General features: G+C 54.1%; 19 protein-coding genes. 15 read left to right on the top strand and 4 right to left on the bottom strand.

The annotated features are described in order from the left end of the window. The first annotated feature begins 127 nt into the window (after positions 1–127). The 15 genes from CWM54_RS12220 (at position 128) to tssE (ending at position 19,687) form a co-directional block, all read left to right on the top strand. Positions 128–376, top strand: coding sequence for a hypothetical protein (locus CWM54_RS12220; protein ID WP_100697275.1), 249 nt, complete (start codon positions 128–130; stop codon positions 374–376). Between the two features lies 1 nt (position 377). Continuing rightward, positions 378–1,718, top strand: a complete 1,341-nt coding sequence (gene tssK, locus CWM54_RS12215; protein ID WP_100697273.1) for a type VI secretion system baseplate subunit TssK — start codon at positions 378–380, stop codon at positions 1,716–1,718. Beyond that, positions 1,715–2,380 (top strand): type VI secretion system protein TssL, short form, encoded by a 666-nt coding sequence (gene tssL, locus CWM54_RS12210; protein WP_100697271.1) that lies wholly within the window; start codon positions 1,715–1,717, stop codon positions 2,378–2,380. Before tssK ends, tssL begins: the two co-directional genes overlap by 4 nt. Positions 2,381–2,382: 2 nt before the next feature. Continuing rightward, positions 2,383–4,086, top strand: coding sequence for an OmpA family protein (locus CWM54_RS12205; RefSeq protein WP_100697269.1), 1,704 nt, complete (start codon positions 2,383–2,385; stop codon positions 4,084–4,086). A 215-nt stretch (positions 4,087–4,301) separates the two neighbouring features. Then, a complete protein-coding gene (locus CWM54_RS12200; protein ID WP_100697267.1) occupies positions 4,302–6,782 on the top strand; it encodes a DUF2345 domain-containing protein in 2,481 nt (826 codons plus the stop codon). A gap of 19 nt (positions 6,783–6,801) precedes the next feature. Continuing rightward, positions 6,802–8,595 carry an esterase/lipase family protein gene (locus tag CWM54_RS12195; RefSeq protein ID WP_100697265.1) on the top strand — a complete coding sequence of 598 codons (1,794 nt, stop codon included), beginning with the start codon at positions 6,802–6,804 and terminating at the stop codon, positions 8,593–8,595. Next, positions 8,570–9,691: a T6SS immunity protein Tli4 family protein gene (locus CWM54_RS12190; RefSeq protein ID WP_100697263.1), complete on the top strand. Its 1,122-nt coding sequence runs from the start codon at positions 8,570–8,572 to the stop codon at positions 9,689–9,691. Before CWM54_RS12195 ends, CWM54_RS12190 begins: the two co-directional genes overlap by 26 nt. A 96-nt stretch (positions 9,692–9,787) precedes the next feature. Next, a complete protein-coding gene (locus CWM54_RS12185) occupies positions 9,788–10,888 on the top strand; it encodes a T6SS immunity protein Tli4 family protein (protein ID WP_100697261.1) in 1,101 nt (366 codons plus the stop codon). A gap of 179 nt (positions 10,889–11,067) precedes the next feature. Further along, on the top strand, positions 11,068–11,328 hold the full coding sequence (locus CWM54_RS12180; protein WP_071839042.1) for a PAAR domain-containing protein: 261 nt from the start codon (positions 11,068–11,070) through the stop codon (positions 11,326–11,328). A 1-nt stretch (position 11,329) separates the two neighbouring features. Further along, positions 11,330–12,478 (top strand): hypothetical protein, encoded by a 1,149-nt coding sequence (locus CWM54_RS12175; protein ID WP_100697259.1) that lies wholly within the window; start codon positions 11,330–11,332, stop codon positions 12,476–12,478. Beyond that, on the top strand, positions 12,478–15,813 hold the full coding sequence (locus CWM54_RS12170) for an ImcF-related family protein (protein ID WP_100697257.1): 3,336 nt from the start codon (positions 12,478–12,480) through the stop codon (positions 15,811–15,813). The genes CWM54_RS12175 and CWM54_RS12170 overlap by 1 nt, the downstream gene beginning before the upstream one ends. Before the next feature lie 124 nt (positions 15,814–15,937). Beyond that, entirely contained in the window at positions 15,938–17,698 is a 1,761-nt protein-coding gene (tssF, locus tag CWM54_RS12165; RefSeq protein ID WP_100697255.1) for a type VI secretion system baseplate subunit TssF, read from the top strand. After that, positions 17,662–18,744 carry a type VI secretion system baseplate subunit TssG gene (gene tssG / locus CWM54_RS12160; protein ID WP_100697253.1) on the top strand — a complete coding sequence of 361 codons (1,083 nt, stop codon included), beginning with the start codon at positions 17,662–17,664 and terminating at the stop codon, positions 18,742–18,744. Before tssF ends, tssG begins: the two co-directional genes overlap by 37 nt. Then, entirely contained in the window at positions 18,725–19,258 is a 534-nt protein-coding gene (gene tssJ / locus CWM54_RS12155) for a type VI secretion system lipoprotein TssJ (RefSeq protein WP_100697251.1), read from the top strand. Before tssG ends, tssJ begins: the two co-directional genes overlap by 20 nt. Positions 19,259–19,261: 3 nt before the next feature. Beyond that, entirely contained in the window at positions 19,262–19,687 is a 426-nt protein-coding gene (gene tssE / locus CWM54_RS12150; RefSeq protein WP_004181152.1) for a type VI secretion system baseplate subunit TssE, read from the top strand. A gap of 224 nt (positions 19,688–19,911) precedes the next feature. Here tssE and cobT read toward each other — a convergent pair whose 3' ends face one another. The 4 genes from cobT to CWM54_RS12130 are packed head-to-tail and all read right to left on the bottom strand — an operon-like array spanning position 19,912 to position 23,894. Then, a complete protein-coding gene (gene cobT, locus CWM54_RS12145; RefSeq protein ID WP_100697249.1) occupies positions 19,912–20,967 on the bottom strand; it encodes a nicotinate-nucleotide--dimethylbenzimidazole phosphoribosyltransferase in 1,056 nt (351 codons plus the stop codon). A 43-nt stretch (positions 20,968–21,010) separates the two neighbouring features. Continuing rightward, positions 21,011–21,556 (bottom strand): bifunctional adenosylcobinamide kinase/adenosylcobinamide-phosphate guanylyltransferase, encoded by a 546-nt coding sequence (cobU, locus tag CWM54_RS12140; protein WP_004205511.1) that lies wholly within the window; start codon positions 21,554–21,556, stop codon positions 21,011–21,013. Continuing rightward, entirely contained in the window at positions 21,550–23,073 is a 1,524-nt protein-coding gene (locus CWM54_RS12135) for a cobyric acid synthase (protein ID WP_100697247.1), read from the bottom strand. Before CWM54_RS12135 ends, cobU begins: the two co-directional genes overlap by 7 nt. Next, entirely contained in the window at positions 23,070–23,894 is an 825-nt protein-coding gene (locus tag CWM54_RS12130) for an energy-coupling factor ABC transporter ATP-binding protein (protein WP_100697245.1), read from the bottom strand. Before CWM54_RS12130 ends, CWM54_RS12135 begins: the two co-directional genes overlap by 4 nt. Positions 23,895–23,899: the final 5 nt, after the last annotated feature.

Here is a 23,899-nt window from a genome sequence, read left to right as displayed (position 1 = left end):
AACGCCATGACTGAACCTGAAGCGATGGAAGAATTAACAAGAATGTCGTTACAGGAGAGGGGTTAACCTGCACGCCTGGGAAAGTCATTGGGCAAAACCGGATAAAAGTTTCAAAAGGGAAATTTTGATGTCTGCAAAGGAACATATTTCTTCATCTGCGGCTATGTCAACAATGATGGGATCAGGCGGCATTTATCAGTCTTTGTTTAAAAAAATTCATCTGACGGCAGCTATCCATACCCCACTTTCCTGTCTGGCGAAATCTGCGGAGGATGTGGTTATGCATCAGCCAGACGTCCAGCACGTTAAGTCACGCTGGCACGGTCTCAGGTTTCTCAAATGCCAAAAGCAAAAACCTGACCGGGCGGTGGTGTAGTATGAAAATTCATCGACCACTATGGGCTGAGGGAACGTTCCTGTCCTCACAACAGTTTCAGCAGCAGGCCCGCTGGGAAACGTACAGTAACAACAGCATTGCACAGCTGGGTATCCGTCATCCATGGGGTGTGGCGAGAGTCGAGTTTGACAGAGAAGCGCTGGCGTTAGGGAAGTTAAAATTACGTACCCTGCGCCTGCGTTTTTCCGATGGCTCGTTGATCGACTCCGAAGTTTCCGATGCGCTGCCTCTGGCTTGTGATTTACATATTCTGGCGGTGGAAAATACGGCAATAGTTGTCCTGGCGTTACCGCTGGAACATGCGAATGGCGGTAATCTGGGACAGGAAAAGCATACTGAAAGCCCCCTGCGTTATCGTCAGGAATGGCATAAAGTACAGGATATTTATGGCAGCGACAGTGAAGAAATGGCCGTTGAATGCCATGCGCTGTCATTGCGTTTCGCCCATGATAACAATCAGGATTATATCACCTGCCCGCTTGCACGTCTGACGCGGAATGGTCAGGGTAACTGGTCTCAGGATGAAAGCTACATCCCGCCGCTGCTGGCCCTCAGCGCACATATTGGTCTGGTGGAGCGACTGGATACGTTGCTGTTGCAGCTACAAGCGAAGTGCCGGCGTCTGATGGCCCTGCGCCGGGAAAGCAATCAGCGTATGGCGGACTTCGCGGTAGCGGATGTGTCCCTGTTCTGGTTACTCAATGCGTTGAACAGCGCTGAACCGGTTCTAAGTGATTTTTTACGGTATCCGAGCATCCATCCTGAACTCGTCTGGCGCGAACTGGCTCGTCTGGCCGGCGCGTTGCTGACCTTTTCCCTTGAACACAACGTGAGCGCCATTCCCGCATATGTCCATGATGCTCCAGCCTCCGTTTTTCCGCCGCTTTTTACCCTGCTCAGCGAACTGCTCGAAGCCAGCCTGCCGTCGCGGGTGATTGCGCTCGAGCTGGAATCCCTTCCCGGCAACCGCTGGAAAGCCGAACTTCACGATCCACGCCTGCGGGAAGAGGCGGATTTTTACCTTTCTGTTCGCTCCTCGCTGCCGACGCACGTCGTTCTGCAACAGTTACCACGGCTCTGCAAAATCGGGGCGCCAGATGACGTTACGTTGTTGGTTAATGTTGCGCTGAACGGTGTCCCTGTTGTTCCGCTGACGCAGGTTCCGGCTGCATTGCCATTACGGCTGGAGAATCAGTATTTTGCGCTGGATATGCAGAGCGCTCCGGCTAAAGCCATGCTGGATGCTGGGTGCTGCATGATTTACGCGCCGGGTACGCTGGGTGATCTGAAACCCGAGCTTTTTGCGGTACTGCGGTCATGACACAGGAACGGAAAATCGACATTAACGTACTACTTCGCGACACCTTTCTGACGGTGGTGGAACTGCGTCAGGACACTTCTGCAAGACACGGACAGGAACTATATCGCCATTGTCTGCAGCAGGTGGAAGGGGTACGCGAGCGTCTGACAGCGGCCGGATTCAGCCAGCAGGACATAGAACATATCACTTACGCTCAGTGCGCGCTGCTGGACGAAACCGTTCTCAGCCGGGACGGGATGGATGATGGCCAGATGGTCTGGCTAAAAAACCCTCTCCAGTCGCATTTTTTCAATACCCTTCAGGCGGGCGAACTACTGTATGAGCGTATGAAGCGGGTTTTACAGGAGCCAGCCCCCACGCCGGCGGTCCTGACCTGTTTTCATCGCGTGCTGTTGCTGGGGTTTCGCGGGCGCTATCAGGACCCCGAATCTGATGAACGGCAGCATCTCATTGCGATGTTCAGCAAGCGGGTTGAGCCATTCAGGGTGCAAGAAGATTCGGCAGTGCTGAACGTGCCTTTGACCAAGCGTCAGCATTACCTGTGGCAGTCTCCTTTTTGCTGGCTGCTACTGCTAATGCTTGTGCTGGTTGGCGTCTGGTGGGGGTTGCATAGCTGGCTGAATGTACTGGTGGATGAACTGCTGCCAACAGGCAAGTCTTGAAGATGAGCCGGGTGAGTAACACGCTGAAACAGGCGCTTTTGCTGTGGGGCATGCTGCTGGTGCTGGCGCTATGGCTGGGGTTCAATCAGGCCTCTACGGCGATGAAATTTGGCGTGACAGTGGCGCTTATCGTCATCGCAGTAGGCCTGCTGGCGTGCTGGCGCGGAAAAAAAAGACAGACTGAGGCCGACAGCGTATGGCTGTCCCGATTGCCGCCCAAAACATATCGGCAGCCCGTAGTGCTGGTGTGCGGCGACGCGGCAGCATCGTTATTCACAGAAAACCCGCTGCGGCAGGTCGCGGGAGGGCTGTACCTGCACATTGCGGATGAAGAGCAACTTATCAGACAGGCTGAAGTGCTGCTGGCTGACCGCCCCGCATGGGTTTCTCAGTTGTGTGTGGCCTGCACGGTCGTGCCGGTTGTTCATCTGGATATGGCTGTTCTGGCGGGACGATTGCGACGCTTTGTCGGCGGTCTGGCGACAGTGCGCCGCAGGGCGGGCATAAAAGTGCCGCTGCTGCTGTGGAGCTGGCTGCCCGGCACAGGGCGAGAGGATGATCTACCGTGGTTTATCTGCGCCGGCGGCAAGGTTCAGGTGGTGACGCCCGCCGGAGAAAGCTCTCCGACGTCATGGGCGGCACAGCCCGGAACCGATGGGAGCAGCCTGCGGCTTTGCCATCTTCTGCGGATGGAAAGCCTGATGCAGTGGCTCAATCAGATGGTGTTTCCAGAGCTGAACGGGTATCCGCCGCTGGCGGCGGGCATGGGGCAGGCGCCATCGCTGCCTGCGCTGGAAGGCAATCTGTGGCAGACATGGACAACGGCAAAAACGGGACTGACGCCGGAGGCGATACCGAAGATCGGCGCATCTCCCCTGCCGTTCCCGGACATGATGCTGCCGCTGTTACCACGTCAATCAGGATTTACGCCAGTTCGCCGCGCCTGCGTGGCGGCGCTGCTGATGACCACCGTGGCAGGAGTGGCTGCGCTCTGTCTGTCAGCAACCGCAAACCGCAGCCTGCTGCTGCAGGTGAGCGACGATCTACATAAATATGATGCCGTTCCGGCAGACAACGACGCCGCTAAAGCCCACCACCTGTCGGTCCTGAAGGACGATGCAAATATTCTGGATAGCTATTTTCGCGAAGGGGAGCCATTACGTCTCAGTCTGGGCTTATATCCCGGCGAACGGCTACGCCAGCCGGTATGGCGGGTTATTCGCGATTACCGTCCACCTGAGAAAAAAAGGGATGTAGCAGACGCATTACCGGTACAGAGCGTGCGTCTCGACAGCATGACGTTGTTTGACGTTGGACAGGCCCGTCTGAAAGACGGCTCGACAAAAGTGCTGATTAACGCCCTGGTAAATATCAGGGCAAGGCCGGGCTGGCTGATTGTGGTCACCGGATATACCGATACCACCGGCAATAAAAAAGCCAATCAGCAATTGTCGCTGCGACGCGCGGAAGCCGTGCGCGACTGGATGCTACAGACCAGCGACATTCCGGCCACCTGTTTTGCCGTACAGGGGCTGGGCGAAAGCCATCCTGCGGCAACTAACGACACGCCGGAAGGCAGGGCCGCTAACCGGCGCGTCGAAATCAGTCTGGCACCCCGCACTGACGCCTGTCAGGACGTGAAACAGAACATGCTGCCAGAACCGGCGTTATCTCAGTTAAATCCACAAGGAGTTTCTGCCCGCTAACCGTGGCTGGCAGGAAGCCTTCTGCTTTTTTGGCACGGGTTCGATATGCGGCTCGCTGAATATCGGTGGTACCGGTACCGAGCAACCGCTATTCACAATTTAGCCAGATGTAAACCTGATGGGCACGAGGTCATGGCTATGGGCGGTAGCGTGCCTGAACAGGGCCCCGCAAGAGGAACTTCTGTGGAATTTGTTACGAAATAAGGAAGCCCACGATGGATGTACAGAACTTCGACCACTCACACCACGCGTTAAAAATCCGCGGCCTGAGCAGCGGCGTGGACGTACTGTCCTTTGAAGGCAAGGAGCAATTAAGCACCCCGTTCCGCTATGACATTCAGTTTACCAGCAGCGATAAGTTTATTGCGCCGGAGTCGGTACTGATGCAGGACGGGGCATTCAGCCTGACCGCCCCGCCGGTGCAAGGGATACCGACGCAGACGCCCCTGCGTACCTTGTACGGGGTGATCACCGGATTTAAGCAATTGTCTTCCTCACGGGACGAGGCGCGGTATGAGGTGCGGCTGGAGCCCCGTCTGGCGCTACTGTCCCGCAGTCATCAGAACGCAATTTATCAGAACCAGACGGTGCCGCAAATCGTGGAGAAAATACTCCGCGAGCGGCATGAGATGCGCGGTCAGGACTTTGTGTTTAACCTGAAAAGCGACTACCCGTCACGCGAGCAGGTCATGCAGTACGACGAAGACGATCTGACATTCATCTCACGGTTGCTGTCGGAGGTGGGTATCTGGTTCCGGTTCAGTACCGACGCCCGACTGAAAATCGGGGTTATCGAGTTTTACGACGACCAGAGTGGCTATGAGCGCGGCCTGACGCTGCCGCTGCGTCACCCTTCGGGGATGAGCGACAGCGGAACCGAAGCAGTGTGGGGTCTGAACACGGCCTACAGCGTGGTATCGAGGTCCGTCACGACGCGGGATTACAACTACCGTGAAGCGATGGCGGAGATGACAACAGGCCAGTTTGACGTAACAGGCGGGGATAACACCACCTACGGTGAAGCCTATCATTACGCTGACAATTTTCTGAAAACGGGTGACAAAGCGACGCCGGAGAGTGGTGCATTCTATGCGCGTATCCGCCACGAACGCTACCTGAACGGACGCGCCATCCTGAAAGGACAGAGCACCAGTTCTCTACTGATGCCGGGACTGGAGATAAAGGTCGAGGGTAATGATGCGCCAGAGGTATTCCGCAAGGGCATTCTGATAACCGGGATTACCGCCAGCGCAGCACGAGACCGCAGTTACGAACTGACATTCACCGCCATCCCCTATTCCGAACGCTACGGCTACCGCCCTCCTCTCATCCGCAGGCCTGTGATGGCAGGGACACTCCCGGCGCGGGTGACCAGCACCACGGCAAATGATATCTACGCTCATATCGACAAAGACGGGCGCTATCGAGTGAACCCGGACTTTGACCGGGATACGTGGAAGCCGGGTTTCGAGAGCCTGTGGGTACGGCAGTCACGCCCCTATGCGGGAGATACTTACGGTCTGCACCTGCCGCTGCTGGCGGGAACCGAGGTTAGCATCGCGTTTGAGGATGGCAACCCGGACAGGCCATATATCGCCGGGGTGAAACACGACTCGGCGCACACCGACCATGTGACCATCCAGAACTATAAGCGCAACGTGCTGCGCACCCCGGCGAATAACAAAATCCGGCTGGACGATGAGCGGGGTAAGGAGCACATCAAGGTCAGCACAGAGTACGGCGGAAAGAGCCAGCTGAACCTGGGACATCTGGTGGATGCCGGGAAGCAGCAGCGCGGTGAGGGTTTCGAACTGCGCACCGATATGTGGGGTGCGATAAGAGCGAAAAAAGGTGTCTTTATCAGCGCCGATGCGCAGGAAAAGGCGCAGGGGCAGGCGCTGATGATGGATGAAGCGTTAAGCCAGCTCCAGGAAGCGCTGTCTTTAGTGGAAGCACTGCATAGCGCCGCTGAAGTGGCAAAATCAGAGCTGGCGGATTTACAGACACAAAAAACGCTATTGTCAGAAACGCTGACCGAGCTGAAAAAATCAGCGCTACTGCTTTCTGCTCCCGCGGGGATTGCACAGGTTACGCCCAAAAGCCTGCAATTATCCTCAGGGGAAAACCTGATTAGCACCAGTGGGAAAAATACGGATTTCAGCGTATTTAAAAAATTCACTGTAGCTGCGGGAGAAGCAGTAAGTCTGTTTGCTCAAAAGCTTGGTATTAAAATTTTCGCCAGCAAAGGCAAAGTGGAGATTCAGGCACAAAGCGATGAAATGCTCCTGGATGCATGTAAAGATCTGCGCATAAGCAGTAGCGACGGAAAAATTCTTATTAGCGCAAAAAATGAAATCATCCTAACCAGTGGTGGTGGATATATTCGAATTGGAGGCGGCACGGTGGAATGTGCCGCACCAGATAAAATTATAGAGCGTGGAGCGGTTTGGCAAAAATTCAGTGGTCAGAGTATCAGTCAGGCCATGCAGGAATGGGATTCCACTGATTTTGCCATCACCCCTGAGATCCTCTGGAAGCAAACCGGCAAACCGGCAAAGAATCAAAAGGTACGCGTTACCCGCGGCGATGGCACTATCGTTGAAATGACGACTGACGATCAAGGGAAACTACCTGTGCAGAGCGGGCTTTTTGTTGAATCAATAAAAATTGATCTGTTAGATAATCAGGAAGATTAAGGATATTCGGAGGGAATATATGTCTACGACGATGCATATGGATCGTGCCGATAAAAATAAAGTTGGCACCGCGGAGATTGAGGATCGGCGGGTAATTCCGGTTATTTTTCTGCCAGGAATAATGGGAACGAATCTTAAAGTAAAGCCCAAAGATGATGGTGAAGATTCGATAGCCGTGTGGCGGTATGATAGCAAAACCTCACTGCTGGGCTGGACGCTTCCTTCATCAGGACCAAAAGAGAGAAAACGGCTACTACATCCTGACCGGGTGAAGATTGACAACAGAGGGCTTATTCCCATGTCGCCAGATGTACAGAAATATATTGATCTGGTAATAGCCACGCAATACCCCAGTAATATCGCTGATAAAGAAGAAATGGAGCGATTTACAAAAGCTTTACTAAAGGCTGAGGAAGAAGATCATCCCGAAAAAAAACTCTTTGGCTCACGACACGATCGGGGTTGGGGCGAGGTAGCCGCCCCAAGCTACGGCGCTTTTCTTGATGCACTACAGACTGCTCTGTACCGGGATAAGCCAACGATAAAAGACAATACGCTGAGTGCGATTTATCAAAAATTAGTTGATGAACCACTAGGGCTGGAATTTGGCGTGGATTCACTGGATGAAACATACCTTGAAGTCATGAAACTGTATCAGTTTCCAGTACATGTCGTGGGCTACAACTGGCTAGGCTCCAATGTACTCTCGGCAAAAAGACTTGGCGAAGAAGTCGATAGGATTATTGACAAGTATCAAACTCAGGGCATGAAGTGCAGCAAAGTCATTCTGGTGACCCATTCTATGGGAGGACTAGTGGCACGATATTATTCCGAATGTCTGGAGGGCAGAGATAAGATTTACGGTATTGTTCACGGTGTGATGCCGTCTATTGGCGCGGCGGCGACCTATACCCGCATGAAGCGCGGTACTGAAAATACAGAGTCCGGTTTGGCTGGCGCTGTAGGATATCTCACCAGCCATATCCTTGGCCGCAACGCAGCAGAGATGGTGGCGATTGGCTCTCAGTCTTCCGGCGCGCTGGAGTTACTCCCTGCCAACGATTATGGTGACGACTGGCTTAAGGTCGTTGACCGTGACGGTAGTATATTAACGCTGCCCCGAGATCTCCCGGTTGGAGAAGACGATAAGAAAGAAAACTGTCTTTATAGTGGGCTTTATCTGAACCGAGAGAAATGGTGGAAGCTAATGGATGAAAACCTGTTGAATCCGTTTAACACTACATTGAATTCAAGTCAAATTAATACAGATTGGGAAGCTTATAGTAATTTACTGGCTGATGTTCAGGCATTTCATGAAAATCTGATGGGGAAATATCATCCCCAGACCTACTCATTTTATGGAAAATCAAAAGGGGGAGAATTACCCGCAGCGCATCGGACTCAGGAGACGGCGGTCTGGAGCGGGGCGCTGGCAAGCGGCCAAATAGGAGAGACGCCGCCAGCACCAAAAATGAATGACGAACGCCTTTATTTAAGTGAAATCGGTGCCGATAGAACGGTGATGGATGAGCTTTCGCCGGAAGAGCAGGCATGGACATTCAAAGGCGATAACAACGTAGTATATGGCTGGGTAGGACAACGTTTTACACTACGGGATGCCTGTGAAAATGGCGACGGTACGGTGCCTTTGCGCGCCGGTCAAATCGTTCATAAGAATATTCGGGAGCGTCTGGCAGTACAGGTTCTCCATGAAGCCGCTTACCGGGATACTCTCAGTCAAGCTTTTGTCTTACGCTCTATTATAAAAATTGCCCAGCAGGTCAATAATGATAAAGAAATGGTTTTTGCTTAATGGCCCACATCGCCTGAGAAACGGCCTGCTGCTGGCGACGGTGATATTTATCACGGGATGGCTGGCATTCAAACCCGGCGCGTATCAGTATTCATTAAATGACAGGGAGAAAGTGATGGTCACCTCATTATTGCAGCACCCCGAAACGCGGTACTTTGGTTTTTATTCTGTGGCGCTTCCGGCTGAATTTACGCCAGCCGGGATGGTGATGTTTATCCAGGGTTCAGAGATGACCCCAGTGGAAACAAAACGGCAATACTATCCTCCGTTCCGGCAGTTTCTGACGCGCTATGAAGAAAAGCTCAGGAATACGTCCGTCGTCGATCCGCAGGATGCGCCTTACCTGAAGGGAGTTTATCCACTAACCTCACCAATGAGCGGTGTCATTTTTGAGCGGATGGCGGCTGAGCATACTCCAGATATGGCAAGAGTACTGGATGCCTGGAAATGGGCAGATGGCATTACGTTTTCAGTTAAAATGAAAGCAAGAGACGAACGGGCTGCCCGTTATGATGTTTATTGGTATGGTAAAAGTAAAGAAGTCACTGATACCTTTCGATATAATGTCCCGCAGAAAAAATCACAATTACTGGCTATTCTGTCAGGGTTGCAACCCCGTCAGGATAATCAGCGTCCCTCAGGCAATCAGTTAGCTATTCAGTATGGGCAGGTTGATGCCTCACTGCTCGGAGAGTATGAAACCTCCGTAAGCTATAAAAACGGTAAAAAAGTGTTCGTTGCACTAAAAACAGATAACGACAGTTATACCGGTACACCGCTGCTGGATAAAGACGCCCGGGTGGTGGAAACAGAACACGGAAAAACCCTGTACAAAGGCAAACGTAAGGTCAACGGCCTTGAAATTTCAGAATGGTGGATTAAAAGACTTGTAGTTAATGACGCAGACCCATCGCTAAGTTATATTTTTTATCTCACTATCCATGAAAATAAAATTAATGGCAGCAAACCGCTTGATCTGAAAATGTCTTACCGAATTGATTTCCTAAACCCTGGAGATGTATTAACCGAGAACGAACTGGTAGCGCTGTGGGAGAATATAACCGAAACAATTAAATATCACTCCACCCGGTGGTGAAAACAGATTATCATACAGCGCCTGATTAACGATAACATTTCAGCTATTTTTTGGCTTTACACGCCATAATAATGATTTCCCGGCAGGTCAATTACGATGAAAAAATGGTTTTTGCTTAATGGCCCACATCGCCTGAGAAACGGCTTGCTGCTGGCGATGGTGATATTTATCACGGGATGGCTGGCATTCAAACCCGGCGCGTATCAGTATTCATTAAATGACAGGGAGAAAGTGATGGTCACCTCATTATTGCAGCACCCCGAAACGCGGTACTTTGGTTTTTATTCCGTGGCGCTTCCGGCTGAATTTACGCCAGCCGGGATGGTGATGTTTATCCAGGGTTCAGCGATGACCACGGTGGAAACAAAACGGCAATACTTCCCTCCATTTCAGCAGTTCTTGATACGACATGAAGAAGAACTCAGAAACATGCAGCCTCAACTTCCTCAAGATGCGCCTTATCTTAAACAGATTTATCAACTGCCTTCTGACATGAAAGGAAAAATATTTGAATATATAAATATCAATTCAATTTCCGATGTGTTCAGAACGCTTGAGGCCTGTAGGTGGAACGATGGAGTATCCTTTATTATAAAAATGAAAGCTCAGGATTCTCGTGATAAAAAATATGACATTAAAAGAAAAATATTTAGTCTAAAATATAACATCCCTGAGAAAAAATCACAATTACTGGCTATTCTGTCAGGGTTGCAACCCCGTCAGGATAATCAGCGCCCCTCAGGCAATCAGTTAGCTATTCAGTATGGGCAGGTTGATGCCTCACTGCTCGGAGAGTATGAAACCTCCGTAAGCTATAAAAACGGTAAAAAAGTGTTCGTTGCACTAAAAACAGACAACGACAGTTATATCGGTACACCGCTGCTGGATAAAGACGCCCGGGTGGTGGAAACAGAACACGGAAAAACCCTGTACAAAGGCAAACGTAAGGTCAACGGCCTTGAGATTTCAGAGTGGTGGATTAAAAAACTTGTAGTTAATGACGCAGACCCATCGCTAAGTTATATTTTTTATCTCACTATCCATGAAAATAAAATTAATGGCAGCAAACCACTTGATCTGAAAATGTCTTACCGAATTGATTTCCTAAACCCTGGAGATGTATTAACCGAGAACGAACTGGTAGCGCTGTGGGAAAATATAACCGAAACAATTAAATATCACCCCAGCCAGTGGTAATGACAATAACATGCTTAGCAAGCGTCTGTTTTTTGGAAAATTAAAATACATCAGCGCAATATTACAATACTGTCTACCACAGTAATGAACGCGTTGAATATTATAGCTATATCTTCACACCCTGCCCTTTTATAACGCTTTATAATTTCTTTTACCAACCGTTCAACAGGATAGAAAATATGCCAGGACTTGTTTGTTTAGGTGATGCTACTACTCATGGAGGTAAGGTCATAACCGCATCTTCAACCATGTTTATTAACGGCGTACAGGTTGCATTGGTAGGAGATTTAGTTTCCTGTCCTAAACACGGGGTTAATCCTATACAGGAAGGTGATTCGACAGCGATGGAACAAGGTAAAAACATCGTCGTGAATAATTGCCAGTGCGCATGTGGATGCCGTGTCATAAGCTCCCAATCGGAAAACAGTATAGAGTCATAATATGGGATGGATGATACCCGTAGTACCGGAAAGAAGCCCTCTTCCTAAACCAAATTACAGACGTTGGATTATATTGTTAATTCCCATGTTAACCATAGGTGGACTGTGCGGGCTATTTGCCTTTAATCTTGTCACATATGGTGACGTATTGATATATGGCATATTACCAGCATTACTCCTCTGGTTATGCATCATGGGCGTTGTGATCAATAAATATGAACAATCCGTTGCCTCCTGCCTGGCGTGGAACACTGAAAAAGAGCAAATAAAAGAACACTGGCGGAAATGGAGTCAAAAACAATTAGCAGTAGTTGGCAATATTATTTACACTCCAGATGGCGAAGGAATAGATTCATTACTGGGACCACTTAAGGATATTCCTGCATATCCACAAAAAGCGAGACCTCTCTCTTTTCCATTGCGCAACACTATCACTGCAATAACGAGTAACATCCATCAAAACCTGGAGCATCAGTATCCAGGTTATCGCAACTATTTGCAGACAATTTATATATTACAGTCTAAAAACAAAGAGTGTAAAACAATAGAGCAAGCGGTTCTCTCGCAGTGGGATCTGGTTCCAGAGACAGTCAACTCCATTGAATGCATTGAGTCATTCTATGATAATGAAAATTTCGACGGTTTGGTTTTAGTCATTTGCCTACAACGCTGGTCAGGAGATGCCTCTGGCAAACACAGTGAATTAGTTTCTGGTCAGTTAATTACTTCTTATTCATTTGCAAAACGACATGCCATCCCCGTTATCGCTGGCATAGGTCGAACCATGATATTAGAACCCGAGGGGCTGAAATCGAATTTAAATACACTAGTTGAATACAATCAATTAAATAAAAACAAGTTACAACACATCTGGGTTTCTAATATTAATAATGAACTAATAGAAAACATTATGCAGTATGCTAACCAATACGAATGGGAACTGCCAAGGAGACAGCCGCTGCACATGATTGACCATTCTTTTGGCCCAGGAAGTGAGTTAGCCTTTCCATTATCTCTGGCGATATTAACTGAAGCCACCAGGAAAATGAGCAAAGAACAGTTGGTTATTTGTCAAACATCACAAAAAATTGAAACAAAGTGGCTTTGTTTAATTACACCAGGCCACTATTTTGAGCGTGAGGAAAAATAATGCATACTGCGCGCTATGGTTTCTGGGGCTATCTTCTTCTTATTATAGGGCTGGCAGGAATTTGTGCCTTATTGATTTTCATTAATCAGGATTTGTTGGCAAGGAGAGGAGTATCCGCCCAACAGGCGTGGTCACTATGGGGAGGGATATTTGCAATCCTGTTATTCGGACTGGTGTGTTCACCATTCTGGTGGCTCAGGAAACAAAAGAAAGAGCAGACGATTTATCGGCCTGAAGTGCCGGCCAAAAATGAAAAGCGACTATCTGATGATTTTTACATCCTTCTTAAATCAAAACTTCGGTCCCGCTATGGCCTGCTCTGGCGACATAAAGTCCGCCTGCTATTGGTGATGGGTGAATCGACGCAGGTGGAAGCGATTGCACCAGGATTAACGGCGCAGCGCTGGCAGGAAGGCGAGTACACAGTGTTAATATACGGAGGCTCCGCGTCGGCAGCCCCGGATACGACACTTTTGACATCCCTGAAAAGACTGCGCCATTTCCGTCCGCTGGACGGCATTATCTGGCCGCTGACGGAAAAACAATGTTGCCAGACGGCGCAAGTGGATAAAGGTTGGCGTGAGCTGGCTACCTGCGGAAAATTGCTCGGTTTTCAGGCCCCGTTATATCTGTGGCAAGTTTGTGATGACGGTGGTTATCAGGCTGGGCGTACGCTACAAAGCGTCGGTTGCCTGTTGCCTGAACGCTGCGTGCCGGAACAACTGGCGTCGCTGCTGGAAGCGCGGACACTGCAGTTGACCGCACAGGGAGTACAGCAGTTACTGAATAACGACCACCACGATTTCCTGTTACGGCTTGCCCATCAGCTCGCTGAAGGCGGTATTGTTAAATGGAAGACGGCGCTAAAACCGCTCCTTGCCGGTGGCGCGTTTTCTTGCATGCAACTGCGTGGTCTGATGTTCAGCCCTCCGCTTCCCCCCGCGCCAGAGGCCGCGATCCACGCATGGTTGCCATCGCCGGTATGGTTGGGCGTGACTGGCGATAATGAGCGGGGGCGCAGAGTGGGTTTTCCGTGGTGGCGCACTATGTTAGCGATCTGCGCCTGTGTGCTGGCGGTATGGGTGGCCGGAATGATGACCTCCTTTTTCGCCAACCGTGCCCTGATTCAGGAAACCGGGATACAGGCGACGCGGGCGCGTGATATCCGACTGCCGCTTTCAGAACAACTGACCGCACTGCATACCTTACAGAGCCAACTCGAGCGTCTGCAGTACCGTATTCGCCACGGTGCGCCGTGGTATCAGCGTTTCGGTCTTGAACGTAACGCGCATCTGCTCAGCGCCGCCTTTCCTGGTTATGCCCAGGCGGCAAACCGGCTGGTGCGCGATGTCGCAGCCGCGTATCTGCAGCAACAATTGAACGCCTTTGTCGCCCTGCCGCCGAACAGTCCGCAACGCACCGCAACGGGAGAACAGCGTTATAAACAGCTTAAGGCGCTGCTGATGATGTCCCGCCCGGAAAAATCTGACGCCGCCTTTTTCAGCACCACGCTGATGGCAGAGCATCTGCGCTATGCAGCTGTACCGGAAGGTACCCGGCAAAGCGTGCTGCCATCGCTGCTGACCTTTTGGATGGCTAATCTGCCGGAGCATCCACAGTGGAAAATCGCCCCGCAGCCGCAACTGACCGGTGAGGTACGCAAAATTCTGCTGCGCCAGATTGGGGCGCGCAATGCGGAAAACACCCTCTATCAGAACGTCCTGAAACAGGTCTCCCGTAACTACGCCGATATCACGCTGGCAGACATGACCGGCGACACGCTGGCGGACCCGCTTTTCAGTACCGAACAGACCGTGCCGGGAATGTTTACCCGTCAGGCGTGGGAAGGACAGGTAAAAGAGGCAATAGAACAGGTGGTCACCGCCCGGCGTGAGGAAATCGACTGGGTGCTCAGTGACCGTCGGCAGGACGCATCCGCCGATATCTCGCCGGAGGTGCTGCGCGCCCGCCTGACAACACGCTACTTCACTGATTTCGCCGGTAGCTGGCAGACCTTCCTCAACAGCATTCGCTGGAAGAAAGAGGACTCGCTTTCCGGCGTGCTTGTCCAGTTAACGCTGATGGCTGATGCCCGCCAGTCGCCGCTGATTACGCTCACGGATACCGTGGCATGGCAGGCGGCAACCGGAAGGGAAAGCGCAGGCCTGTCGGATTCATTGGTAAAGTCGGCAAAAGCACTGTTTAACGGCAAGGAAAATACGTCGCATGCCGTCCGTAAAGATGAAACACCGGCGGGACCAATGGACAAAACGTTTGCCCCGCTGTTGCGACTGACCGGGGATACAACCGGAGGGCGGGGTGATACTCAGCTCAGCCTGCAAACCTGGCTGACCCGCGTCACCCGTGTGCGCCTCAAGCTGCAACAGGTGATTAACGCCCCCGACCCGCAGGAGATGACCCAGCAGCTGGCGCAGACCGTATTTCAGGGGAAAACGGTCGATCTTACCGATACCCGCGATTATGGCCGTCTGATAGCCGCCAGTCTGGGTGAAGAATGGAGTGGTTTTGGCCAGTCGTTGTTTGTTAGCCCGGTGGAGCAGGCATGGCGACAGGTGCTGACGCCCGCAGCGGATAGCCTTAACCGGCAGTGGCAGCGCGCTATTGTCAACCTCTGGGAGCAGGATTTTGCCGGGCGCTACCCGTTCAAAGACACAGCGAATGACGCCTCACTTCCCCTGCTGGCGCAGTACCTGCGTGACGACGGGCGGATAAATCAGTTTATTGCCACCAGCCTCACCGGAATGTTGAAACGCGAAGGCCGGTACTGGGTGGCTGACACCATGAACACGCAGGGACTGGCGATCAACCCGGCGTTTTTACGCGCCCTGAATCGCCTGCGCGATGTGGCCGACACAGCCTTTGCCAGCGGCGATGCCGGGGTACATTTTGAACTGATGGCAAAACCGGCACGTGACGTGATGAAAACGCATCTGGTGATTGACGGCCAGCAACTGGAATATTTCAACCAGAAAGAACGCTGGCAGCGTTTCAGCTGGCCGCATGAGCAGTGGCTGCCCGGCGCATCGCTGAGCTGGACCAGTACGCAGAATATGGAACGTATTCTGGCCGACTTCCGGGGAAGCTGGAGTTTTATTCGTCTGCTGGAACAGGCGCAGGTCACACAGCTGGACAGCAGCAGCTTTAAGCTGCTGTGGCAAGCGCCGGACGGTCTGCCGCTGCATTACCTGATGCGCGTCGAGCAGGGCAAAGGCCCGTTGGCGCTTCTGACGCTGAAAAACTTCCGCCTGCCAGGGCAGGTATTCCTGACAGAGAAAGGGGCGGCGGACAGGAGGGAATATGGAGAGGATGAGTGACTGACTGCAACTGTAAACCCGCTGGCGGGTAAAGGCCCCTGCAACCAGAAGCCGCCATATGCCTGACAGGGAAAGCCTCCACGACAGGCCATTATCATCACCGGCTATCAAGGAACCGCTCATTATGGATGATTTAACCCAACGCTATTACGAAGCCGAAATGCGCTACCTGCGTGAAGCGGGTAAAGAGTTTGCACAAGCGTATCCTGATCGCGCCGCTATGCTCAATCTCGATAAGCCCGGCGCGCGCGACCCTTATGTCGAACGTCTCTTCGAAGGTTTCGCCTTCCTGATGGGCCGCCTGCGGGAAAAACTGGATGACGATCTACCTGAACTGACTGAGGGGCTGGTGAGCCTCCTGTGGCCTCATTATCTGCGTACAATCCCGTCGCTGTCGGTGGTGGAACTGTTAACCGATCATCGACAAATGAAGCAGAGCGAAACACTGAGTGATTTTCAGGTGCTCTCGAGGCCCGTCGGCGAACACCGGACACGTTGCTGCTACAGCGCCACGCGGGATATCACCCTGCTTCCGCTGGCTTTACCAGAGGTGTCGTTACAGTACGAACAGGACGGACGCTCGGTTATCCGTCTGCGCTTTGAGTGCAGCCCGCTGGCTGGCGACGGGTCACAGATTGATTTATCGAGACTGCCGCTCTATCTCAATGCGGACAGTCCGCTGGCCTGTGCATTACACCGGGCGCTGACGCTGGGGGTGCAGCAAATCTGGTTTCGCCTGCCGGGGGAGGAACGTCGGACACTGGACGGCTATTTTTCCCCGATGGGGTTCGGTAAGGACGATCCGCTCTGGCCAAAAGGCGAATCGGCCTTCAGCGGCTACCAACTGCTGCTGGAGTATTTCACCTTCCGCGAGAAGTTTATGTTTGTCGCCCTCAACGGGCTGGAGAATGTGGTCTGGCCGGCAGGAATGAGTGGATTCGAAATTGATGTGGTGCTGGCGGAAAGCTGGTCTCACGATCTGCCGTTCAGTACCGAAAATATCCGCCTGCACTGCGTACCGGTGATCAACCTGTTCCCGCTGGAAGCCGATCCACTGCATCTTTCTCCGCTGGAAAATGAATACTTGCTGCGCCCCATGCGTATTCAGGACGGGCATACGGAAATTTACTCCGTCGATAATATTATTTCTTCGCGACACACCGGCAGTCAGGCATATGTGCCCTTTTCCAGTTTTCGCCACCGGGGCGGGATGTTGCGTCATGATTCGCCGGAACGTTATTACCATACGCGGGTAAAACGCGGCCCTTCCGGTTTGCATGATACCTGGCTGATCCTTGGGGGCGACGCATTCGATATCGACCGCCTGCTGGAAGACGAAACCCTGTCCCTGAGTCTGACCGGCACCAACGGTCAGCTTCCGCGTAAAGCGCTGCAAAGCACGGTGCTGGACACCCCCGTCAACGCCATGCAGCATGCACTGCGGGTGCGCAACCTGTGTGCGCCGACGCAGCCCTGTTATCCCCCGGCGCGTGACCGTTTCCACTGGCGGGTACTCAGCCACTTAGGCTCCAACTTCCTGTCAATGATGGACAACGCCGAAATCTTGCGCGGCACGCTGGCGCTGTACGACTGGACGGAAAGCGAAATGAACCGACGCCGTCTGGAGGCGATCGTTGACGTTCAGCATCACCTAATTCAGCGTTTTGAAAAAGGTTTTCTACTGCGCGGCGTGGATATTCAGATCACGCTGGACAGCAACGGTTTCGCCGGCGAAGGCGATATCACCCTGTTTGGCGAACTGCTGCACCGCTTTTTCGCCCTGTATGCCGACATCCACTTATTTACTCAGTTGACGCTGATTCTGCAACCTACAGGAAAATGTTTGCAATGGACAGAACACCACAGCCAGCGCGTACCGGGCTGACGGAAAGGCTTGCTCCGGACATTAACCGAATTAACTTTTACCGTTTCTGCCAGCTTCTTGAACAAAGCCAACCACAGACGCCACCGCTGGGGAGCACAACCAATCCGGCAGACGATCCCGTCCGTTTTCGTCCACATCCGGGGATGGGGTTCCCGGTAAGCGAACTAAAAAGCGTCGAACAGGATTTGGATCATCCTGACGCGCCACACACGGTGCGCACCACGTTTCTGGGGCTGTACGGTGTGGATTCACCGCTGCCGACAGCCTATCTCGACTACATCGCGCAGCGCCGGGACGGCCATGAAGCGATGATGGCGTTTCTGGACATTTTTAACCATCGTTTTATCACTCAGTACTATCGTATCTGGCGCAAATATAATTACCCTACGTCGTTTGAACCGGGAGCCGTGGATAATATTTCCCGCTGCCTGCTGGGATTGATTGGTCTGGGCATTCCCGGCAGCGAAAATCATATCGCCACGCCAGTCTCGCGTTTTCTGGCATTACTCAGCGTGATGCGTCTGCCGACGCGTACAGCAGAAGGCATAACGGCGCTGGTCAGATTACTGGCCCCAAAGACGAAAGCGATGGTTATACCGCACGATCCACAACAGATTGTCCTGCCTGAACCTGCGGGTTTATCAAAAAGATCGCGTATTTGCCTGAAAACTCGGGCACTGCTGGGCAACACCGGCACTGACGTTAACAGCCAGTTACTGCTGAAACTGTATACCGAAGATGACGGAGAGGCACGCGGCTGGCTGCCAGGTGGGCAACTACATACCGACCTGCTGGTGCTGTTGCGTGTCTATCTGGGCTGGCGCTACCAGACCCGCCTGCAACTAACCTTGCCCGTCAGTCTGCTGCCTCCGGCACAGTTGGGAAAACAGCGCGTTCAGGTAAGCCGAACGGGCGTGCTGCGGGCGTCTTTTGCTGCCCCAGTCGCCGGTACGGTCACGGTCAGTCTCGGGCGTTATCAGGGACTCATGCCCACATCATCCACCCGCAACAGGGAGAGTGTTACTCATGTTTCTTACACCCTATAAACGACATGCTGTCAGCGCACTTGCCGCCGCGACGCTGCTGAGCGGCTGCGGTCTGACCCAGAGAGTGACTGACGGCACTAAAGAAGTAGCATCGGCCATTTTCTACAAGCAGATCAAAACGCTGCATCTCGATTTTGTATCGCGCAGCGCGCTGAATACAGATGCGCAAGACACACCGCTTTCCACGATGATCCATGTCTGGCAACTGAAAACACGTGAGCGTTTTGACGAGGCCAACTATGACACGCTGCTTATGCAGGAAGAAAAAACGCTGAAGTCAGATGTACTGGCCAAACATACCGTCTGGATGAAGCCAGCGGGTGCGGTTTCCCTGAATGTCCCTCTGGATAAAGAGACCCAGTTTGTCGCCATCGTTGGTCAGTTTTATCACCCCGATGAACAAAGCAACAGTTGGCGACTGGTACTCAAAAGGGATGAACTGGAAGCTGACAGGCCCCGCACCATAGAGCTGATGAGAAGCGATCTCCGCCTGCTCCCCCTTCAGGATAAGTAACCGATGGCAGCATCTTCTTTATTTGAAATGCTGACTTTCAGCTTCAGTGGTGAGCTGCCGCTGGAGCAGGTCAGCGAGCGGGATCAGCTTATTCTCTCCGTTATGGACAACATGCAGCGCATCATCAACTGCCGGGCAGGAACGCTGGCGCATTTACCGGATTATGGTTTGCCGGACCTCAGCATGATTCATCAGGGAATGACCGCGGGTATTCATGGTTTGATACACCAGATAGAAGAGACGTTACTGCGCTACGAACCCCGCCTGAGCCAGTTGCGCGTGGAGTTGCAGCCGCAGCCCCGTCCGGGGCACCTCAATTATCTTATTTATGCCCAACTTCCCGATACCGGCTGGATACGCTTTGATGGTATATTTTCTGCGGAAGGCCGGATTGTGCTGCGTCATCTCAAACAGCAGGAGCGCGCGTGACTTATGTCAGGTAGCGCACCTTCATTGAGCTTGCAGATTGCGCCAGAAAAGTAACAAGGAAAATCAATTTATTGATTTTCGGTTGATAACCACAAAGGAGGAAAAACTACGCTTTTTCCTTTTTTGCCAGCAACCTGAAACACCCTCAAGGGTGTTTTTTTGTTTCTGCCGCCAGCAAAACCTCTGCCGAAAACGGGAACGGCTATTGCCGCCCCCTCACCGGTTTACCCCTTCGGTAACACAATATTGCTTGCCGACAGCATGCCCATGCGATGGTACATCGCACAGGCCGCCTCGACGATCGGCATCGCCAGCGCCGCGCCGCTGCCTTCTCCCAGACGCATACCCATATTGAGATACGGTTCGAGTCCCAGGTGCGCCAGCGCGATACGCGCCCCCTTCTCCGCCGAATAGTGGGACGGGATCAGATACGGTTTCACCTCCGGCGCTATCTGGCACGCCGCCAGCGCCGCCGCGTAGGAAAGAAAGCCATCCAGCACCACCGGCAGCCCGCAGGCCGCCGCCCCTAGCATCACCCCCGCCATCCCCAGCAGATCGAAACCACCGACTTTGCTCAGCACGTCGAGGCCATCATTCGAGTCGGGCTGATTGACGGCGATAGCCCGCCGCACCACCTCCACCTTGTTGCCAACCTTCGCCAGCGGCAGATTGGCGCCAATCCCAACCACCTCCTGCGCATCGCTGCCGGTCAGGACGCTGACGATCGCCGCCGCCGGCGTGGTATTGGCCATCCCCAACTCGCCGACACCAAACAGAGTAACGCCCTCCTGGGCCAGCGCGCGGGTGTAGCGCATCACCTCCAGCAGCAATTCCTGCCCCTGCTCGCGGCTCATGGCCGGGCCGCGGGCAATATTGCCGCAGCCCCACGCCACCCGCATATTCACCACGCCGGGGAGCGGTTCGCTATCGATACCGACATCAATCACATGCACTTTCGCCCCGGCCTGGGCGGCGAGCACGCAGACGCCGGTGGTGCCGCGGGTCATATTCGCCGCCTGGATGGCGGTGACCGCTTTCGGTGAAATCGCCACCCCTTCGTCCCACACCCCATGATCGGCGCACATCACCAGCAGGGCCTTTTTCGCCACCTGCGGCTGGCCGCCCAGGCCGGGCATTCCCGCCAGCTGCACCGCCAGCGCCTCCAGACGCCCGAGGCTGCCGGGGGGCTTGAGTAAGCCGTCGATGTGTTGCTGTGCCCGCGCCATGGCGTCGGCGTCCGGCGCGGGGATCGCCCGCAGAACCGTGTTTAAATTTTCCATACAGAATCCCTGCCAGGGCTGGCCCGGTCAGCCAGCGATTGAGTTATTTGATTTTGACGCCGATACCAGAGACCACCAGCCAGACTGCATCCGCCGCGGCCGCCAGGCGCTGATTGACCCGCCCGGCAATATCGCGAAAATGCCGCGCCAGGCGATTCTCCGGCACAATGCCCATCCCCACCTCGTTGGTCACCAGCACGACGTGCGCCGGACAGCGCTGACAGGCGGCAATCAGCACGCCAATTTCGTCATCAATAGCCCGCTCCATGGCGGCGTAATCCCAGCCATCGGGGTCGCTGTCGCCGCCGAGCGCGAACAGCAGGTTGGTGACCATGGTGGTGATGCATTCCAGCAAAATCGCCTCCTCTGGGGCGATATCCGGGGTGATCAGTTCATCAAGCTGCTGCCAGCGCTCGGCGGTGCGCCAGTGGGCGGGCCTGCCGTCGCGATGATGCTGGATCCTTGCGGCCATCTCGTCGTCAAAGATTTGCGAGGTGGCGATATATAACACCTGCGGCGCATCGGCAATCAGCGCCTCGGCATGGCGGCTTTTGCCGCTGCGCGCGCCGCCGGTAACCAGAGTCAGCATAGGGGCTCCTGATGTTGGCGCATGATGGCGTAAATTTTATCGATGGCGATATGTTCGCGCATGGCGTCCGCCAGCCGATCAAACTGCTGGGTTTTATAGCGGGCATATTCCAGCGCGCTATCCAGCGGCGCCAGCCCTTTGCGCTGACGCAGGCCGTTGAGCAGCGCCCGGGTAAAGGCATCGCTGTCGAACAGGCCATGGAGATAGGTGCCGAATGCCAGCCCGTCGTCGCTTATCGCCCCGTCCTCTACTGACTGCCCCGCTTTATGCAGTTGCAGCAGCGGCGGGCAGCCTGCCTCGCGGCGCGTCTCGCCCATATGAATTTCGTAGCCACTGACGCGCAGACCCGCCGCGTCGGCTAACCAATCCGGGAGCGCAGACCCCAGAGTCGCCTGTACCTGGGTGGTGGTTTTGTGCTGGGCGAAGTGGGTCACGGTCTTCAGCACCGCCAGTCCGGGCTGAGTGCCAAGGCCAGACTCCACCTCATCGATAATGGTTTCGCCCAGCATCTGATAGCCGCCGCAGATCCCCAGCAGCGGCACCTTGCGTTGCCGGGCCTGCTCGACCGCATGCGCCATGCCGCTCTCGCGCAGCCAGCACAGATCGCCGAGGGTATTTTTACTGCCCGGGAGAATGACCAGGTCGGCGTCGGCCAGCGCCTGCGGATCGCGGACATAGCGCACCCGGACGTCAGGCTGCGCCGCCAGGGCGTTAAAGTCGGTAAAATTGGCGATATGTGGCAGGTGAACCACGGCGATGTCGATGTCGCGCCGGTCGGTGCGATGGTATTTCCCGGCCTGCAGCGCGACGCCGTCCTCATCCTCGAGATCCACGTCAAGCCACGGCATAACGCCCAGCACCGGCACCCCGGTCAACGCCTCAATTTGCTCGATCCCCGAGCGCAGGAGCGCCACATCGCCGCGGAATTTATTGATGATCACCCCTTTCACCCGCGCCCGCTCCTCGGGCTGGAGCAGCGCCAGCGTGCCGTAAATCGCGGCAAACACCCCGCCGCGGTCGATATCGGCCACCAGGATCACCGGACATTGCGCCATCTCGGCCATGCCCATATTGACGATATCGCGGTCGCGCAGGTTAATCTCCGCCGGACTGCCGGCGCCTTCCAGCACCAGCGCCTCATACTCCCCGGCCAGGCTCTGGTAGACCGCGAGGATCTGCTCGCGCAGGCGCGGCTTGTACTGGTGATAGCTCACCGCGTCCATGCTGGTCGCCACCTGCCCCATCAGCACCACCTGCGCCTGACGGTCGCTGGTGGGCTTGAGCAAAATCGGGTTCATGCGGACATCCGGCGCGATCCCTGCCGCTTCGGCCTGGAAAATCTGTGCCCGGCCCATCTCTTTGCCATCCGGCGTAATGCCGGAGTTCAGCGCCATATTCTGTGATTTAAACGGCGCGGTACGCAGCCCATCCTGATGAAAAATGCGGCACAGTCCCGCCACCAGCACGCTTTTCCCGACGTCGGAAGCCGTGCCCTGTAACATCACTGCCAGCGTCATGACTCCTCCTTTATCGCGCCTATCGCGTTGTTGTGCATCCGCTGAAAAAACTCCGCTTCGGTTTTACACAGCGGCAACCCCAGTTCGCTATGAAGTTTCACCAGCCACGGCTGCGTCAATCCCGCCTGGGCCATGATCGCCGCGCAGGCAAATACCTCGCCGGGATCCCCCTCGGCCAGCACTTCGCCGTGACGCAGAACGTAAACGGCGTCGCTCACCTCATAGATCAGATCGATATCGTGACTGGAGATCACCACGCGTCGCCCCTGCCCGACAATGCGCTGGATGATGGCGATCATCTGCGCCCGCCCCCGGGGATCGAGGCCCGCGGTGGGTTCGTCAAGCAGCAGGTAACGCGCCTGCAGCACCAGCGCCCCGGCGATCGCCACCCGTTTTTTCTGCCCATGGCTGAGGCACTGGATCGGCTGCTGGCGAAACCCCTGGGCATCGACGAGGGTCAACGCTTCATCCACCCGGCGGGCGATCTCCTCTTCCGCCACCCCGAGGTTACGCAGACTAAAAGCGATATCGCTGTCGATATCGGTATAGAAGATTTGCTGGTCCGGATCCTGAAAAACCGTCGCCACCTGCTGGCGCAGCGCCAGCAGACCGCGCTTGCTGTAATTCAGCGCCTCTCCCTGCCACAGCACCGCCCCCTGCTGCGGGCGCAGCAGGCCGCTCAGGTTCATAAACAACGTCGACTTTCCGCAGCCGTTGGCCCCCACCAGGCCGGTCACCGCGTGGCGGGAAAAATCCAGCGTCAGCCCTTTGAGTACCGGCTCATCCTGATAGCGAAACCAGAGATCGGTTGTGGCAAGCATACTTA

It is taken from the genome of Klebsiella sp. D-Nf1 (assembly GCF_002810515.1).
Lineage (GTDB): Bacteria > Pseudomonadota > Gammaproteobacteria > Enterobacterales > Enterobacteriaceae > Klebsiella > Klebsiella variicola.
This window is presented reverse-complemented; position numbering and strand designations above follow the sequence as displayed.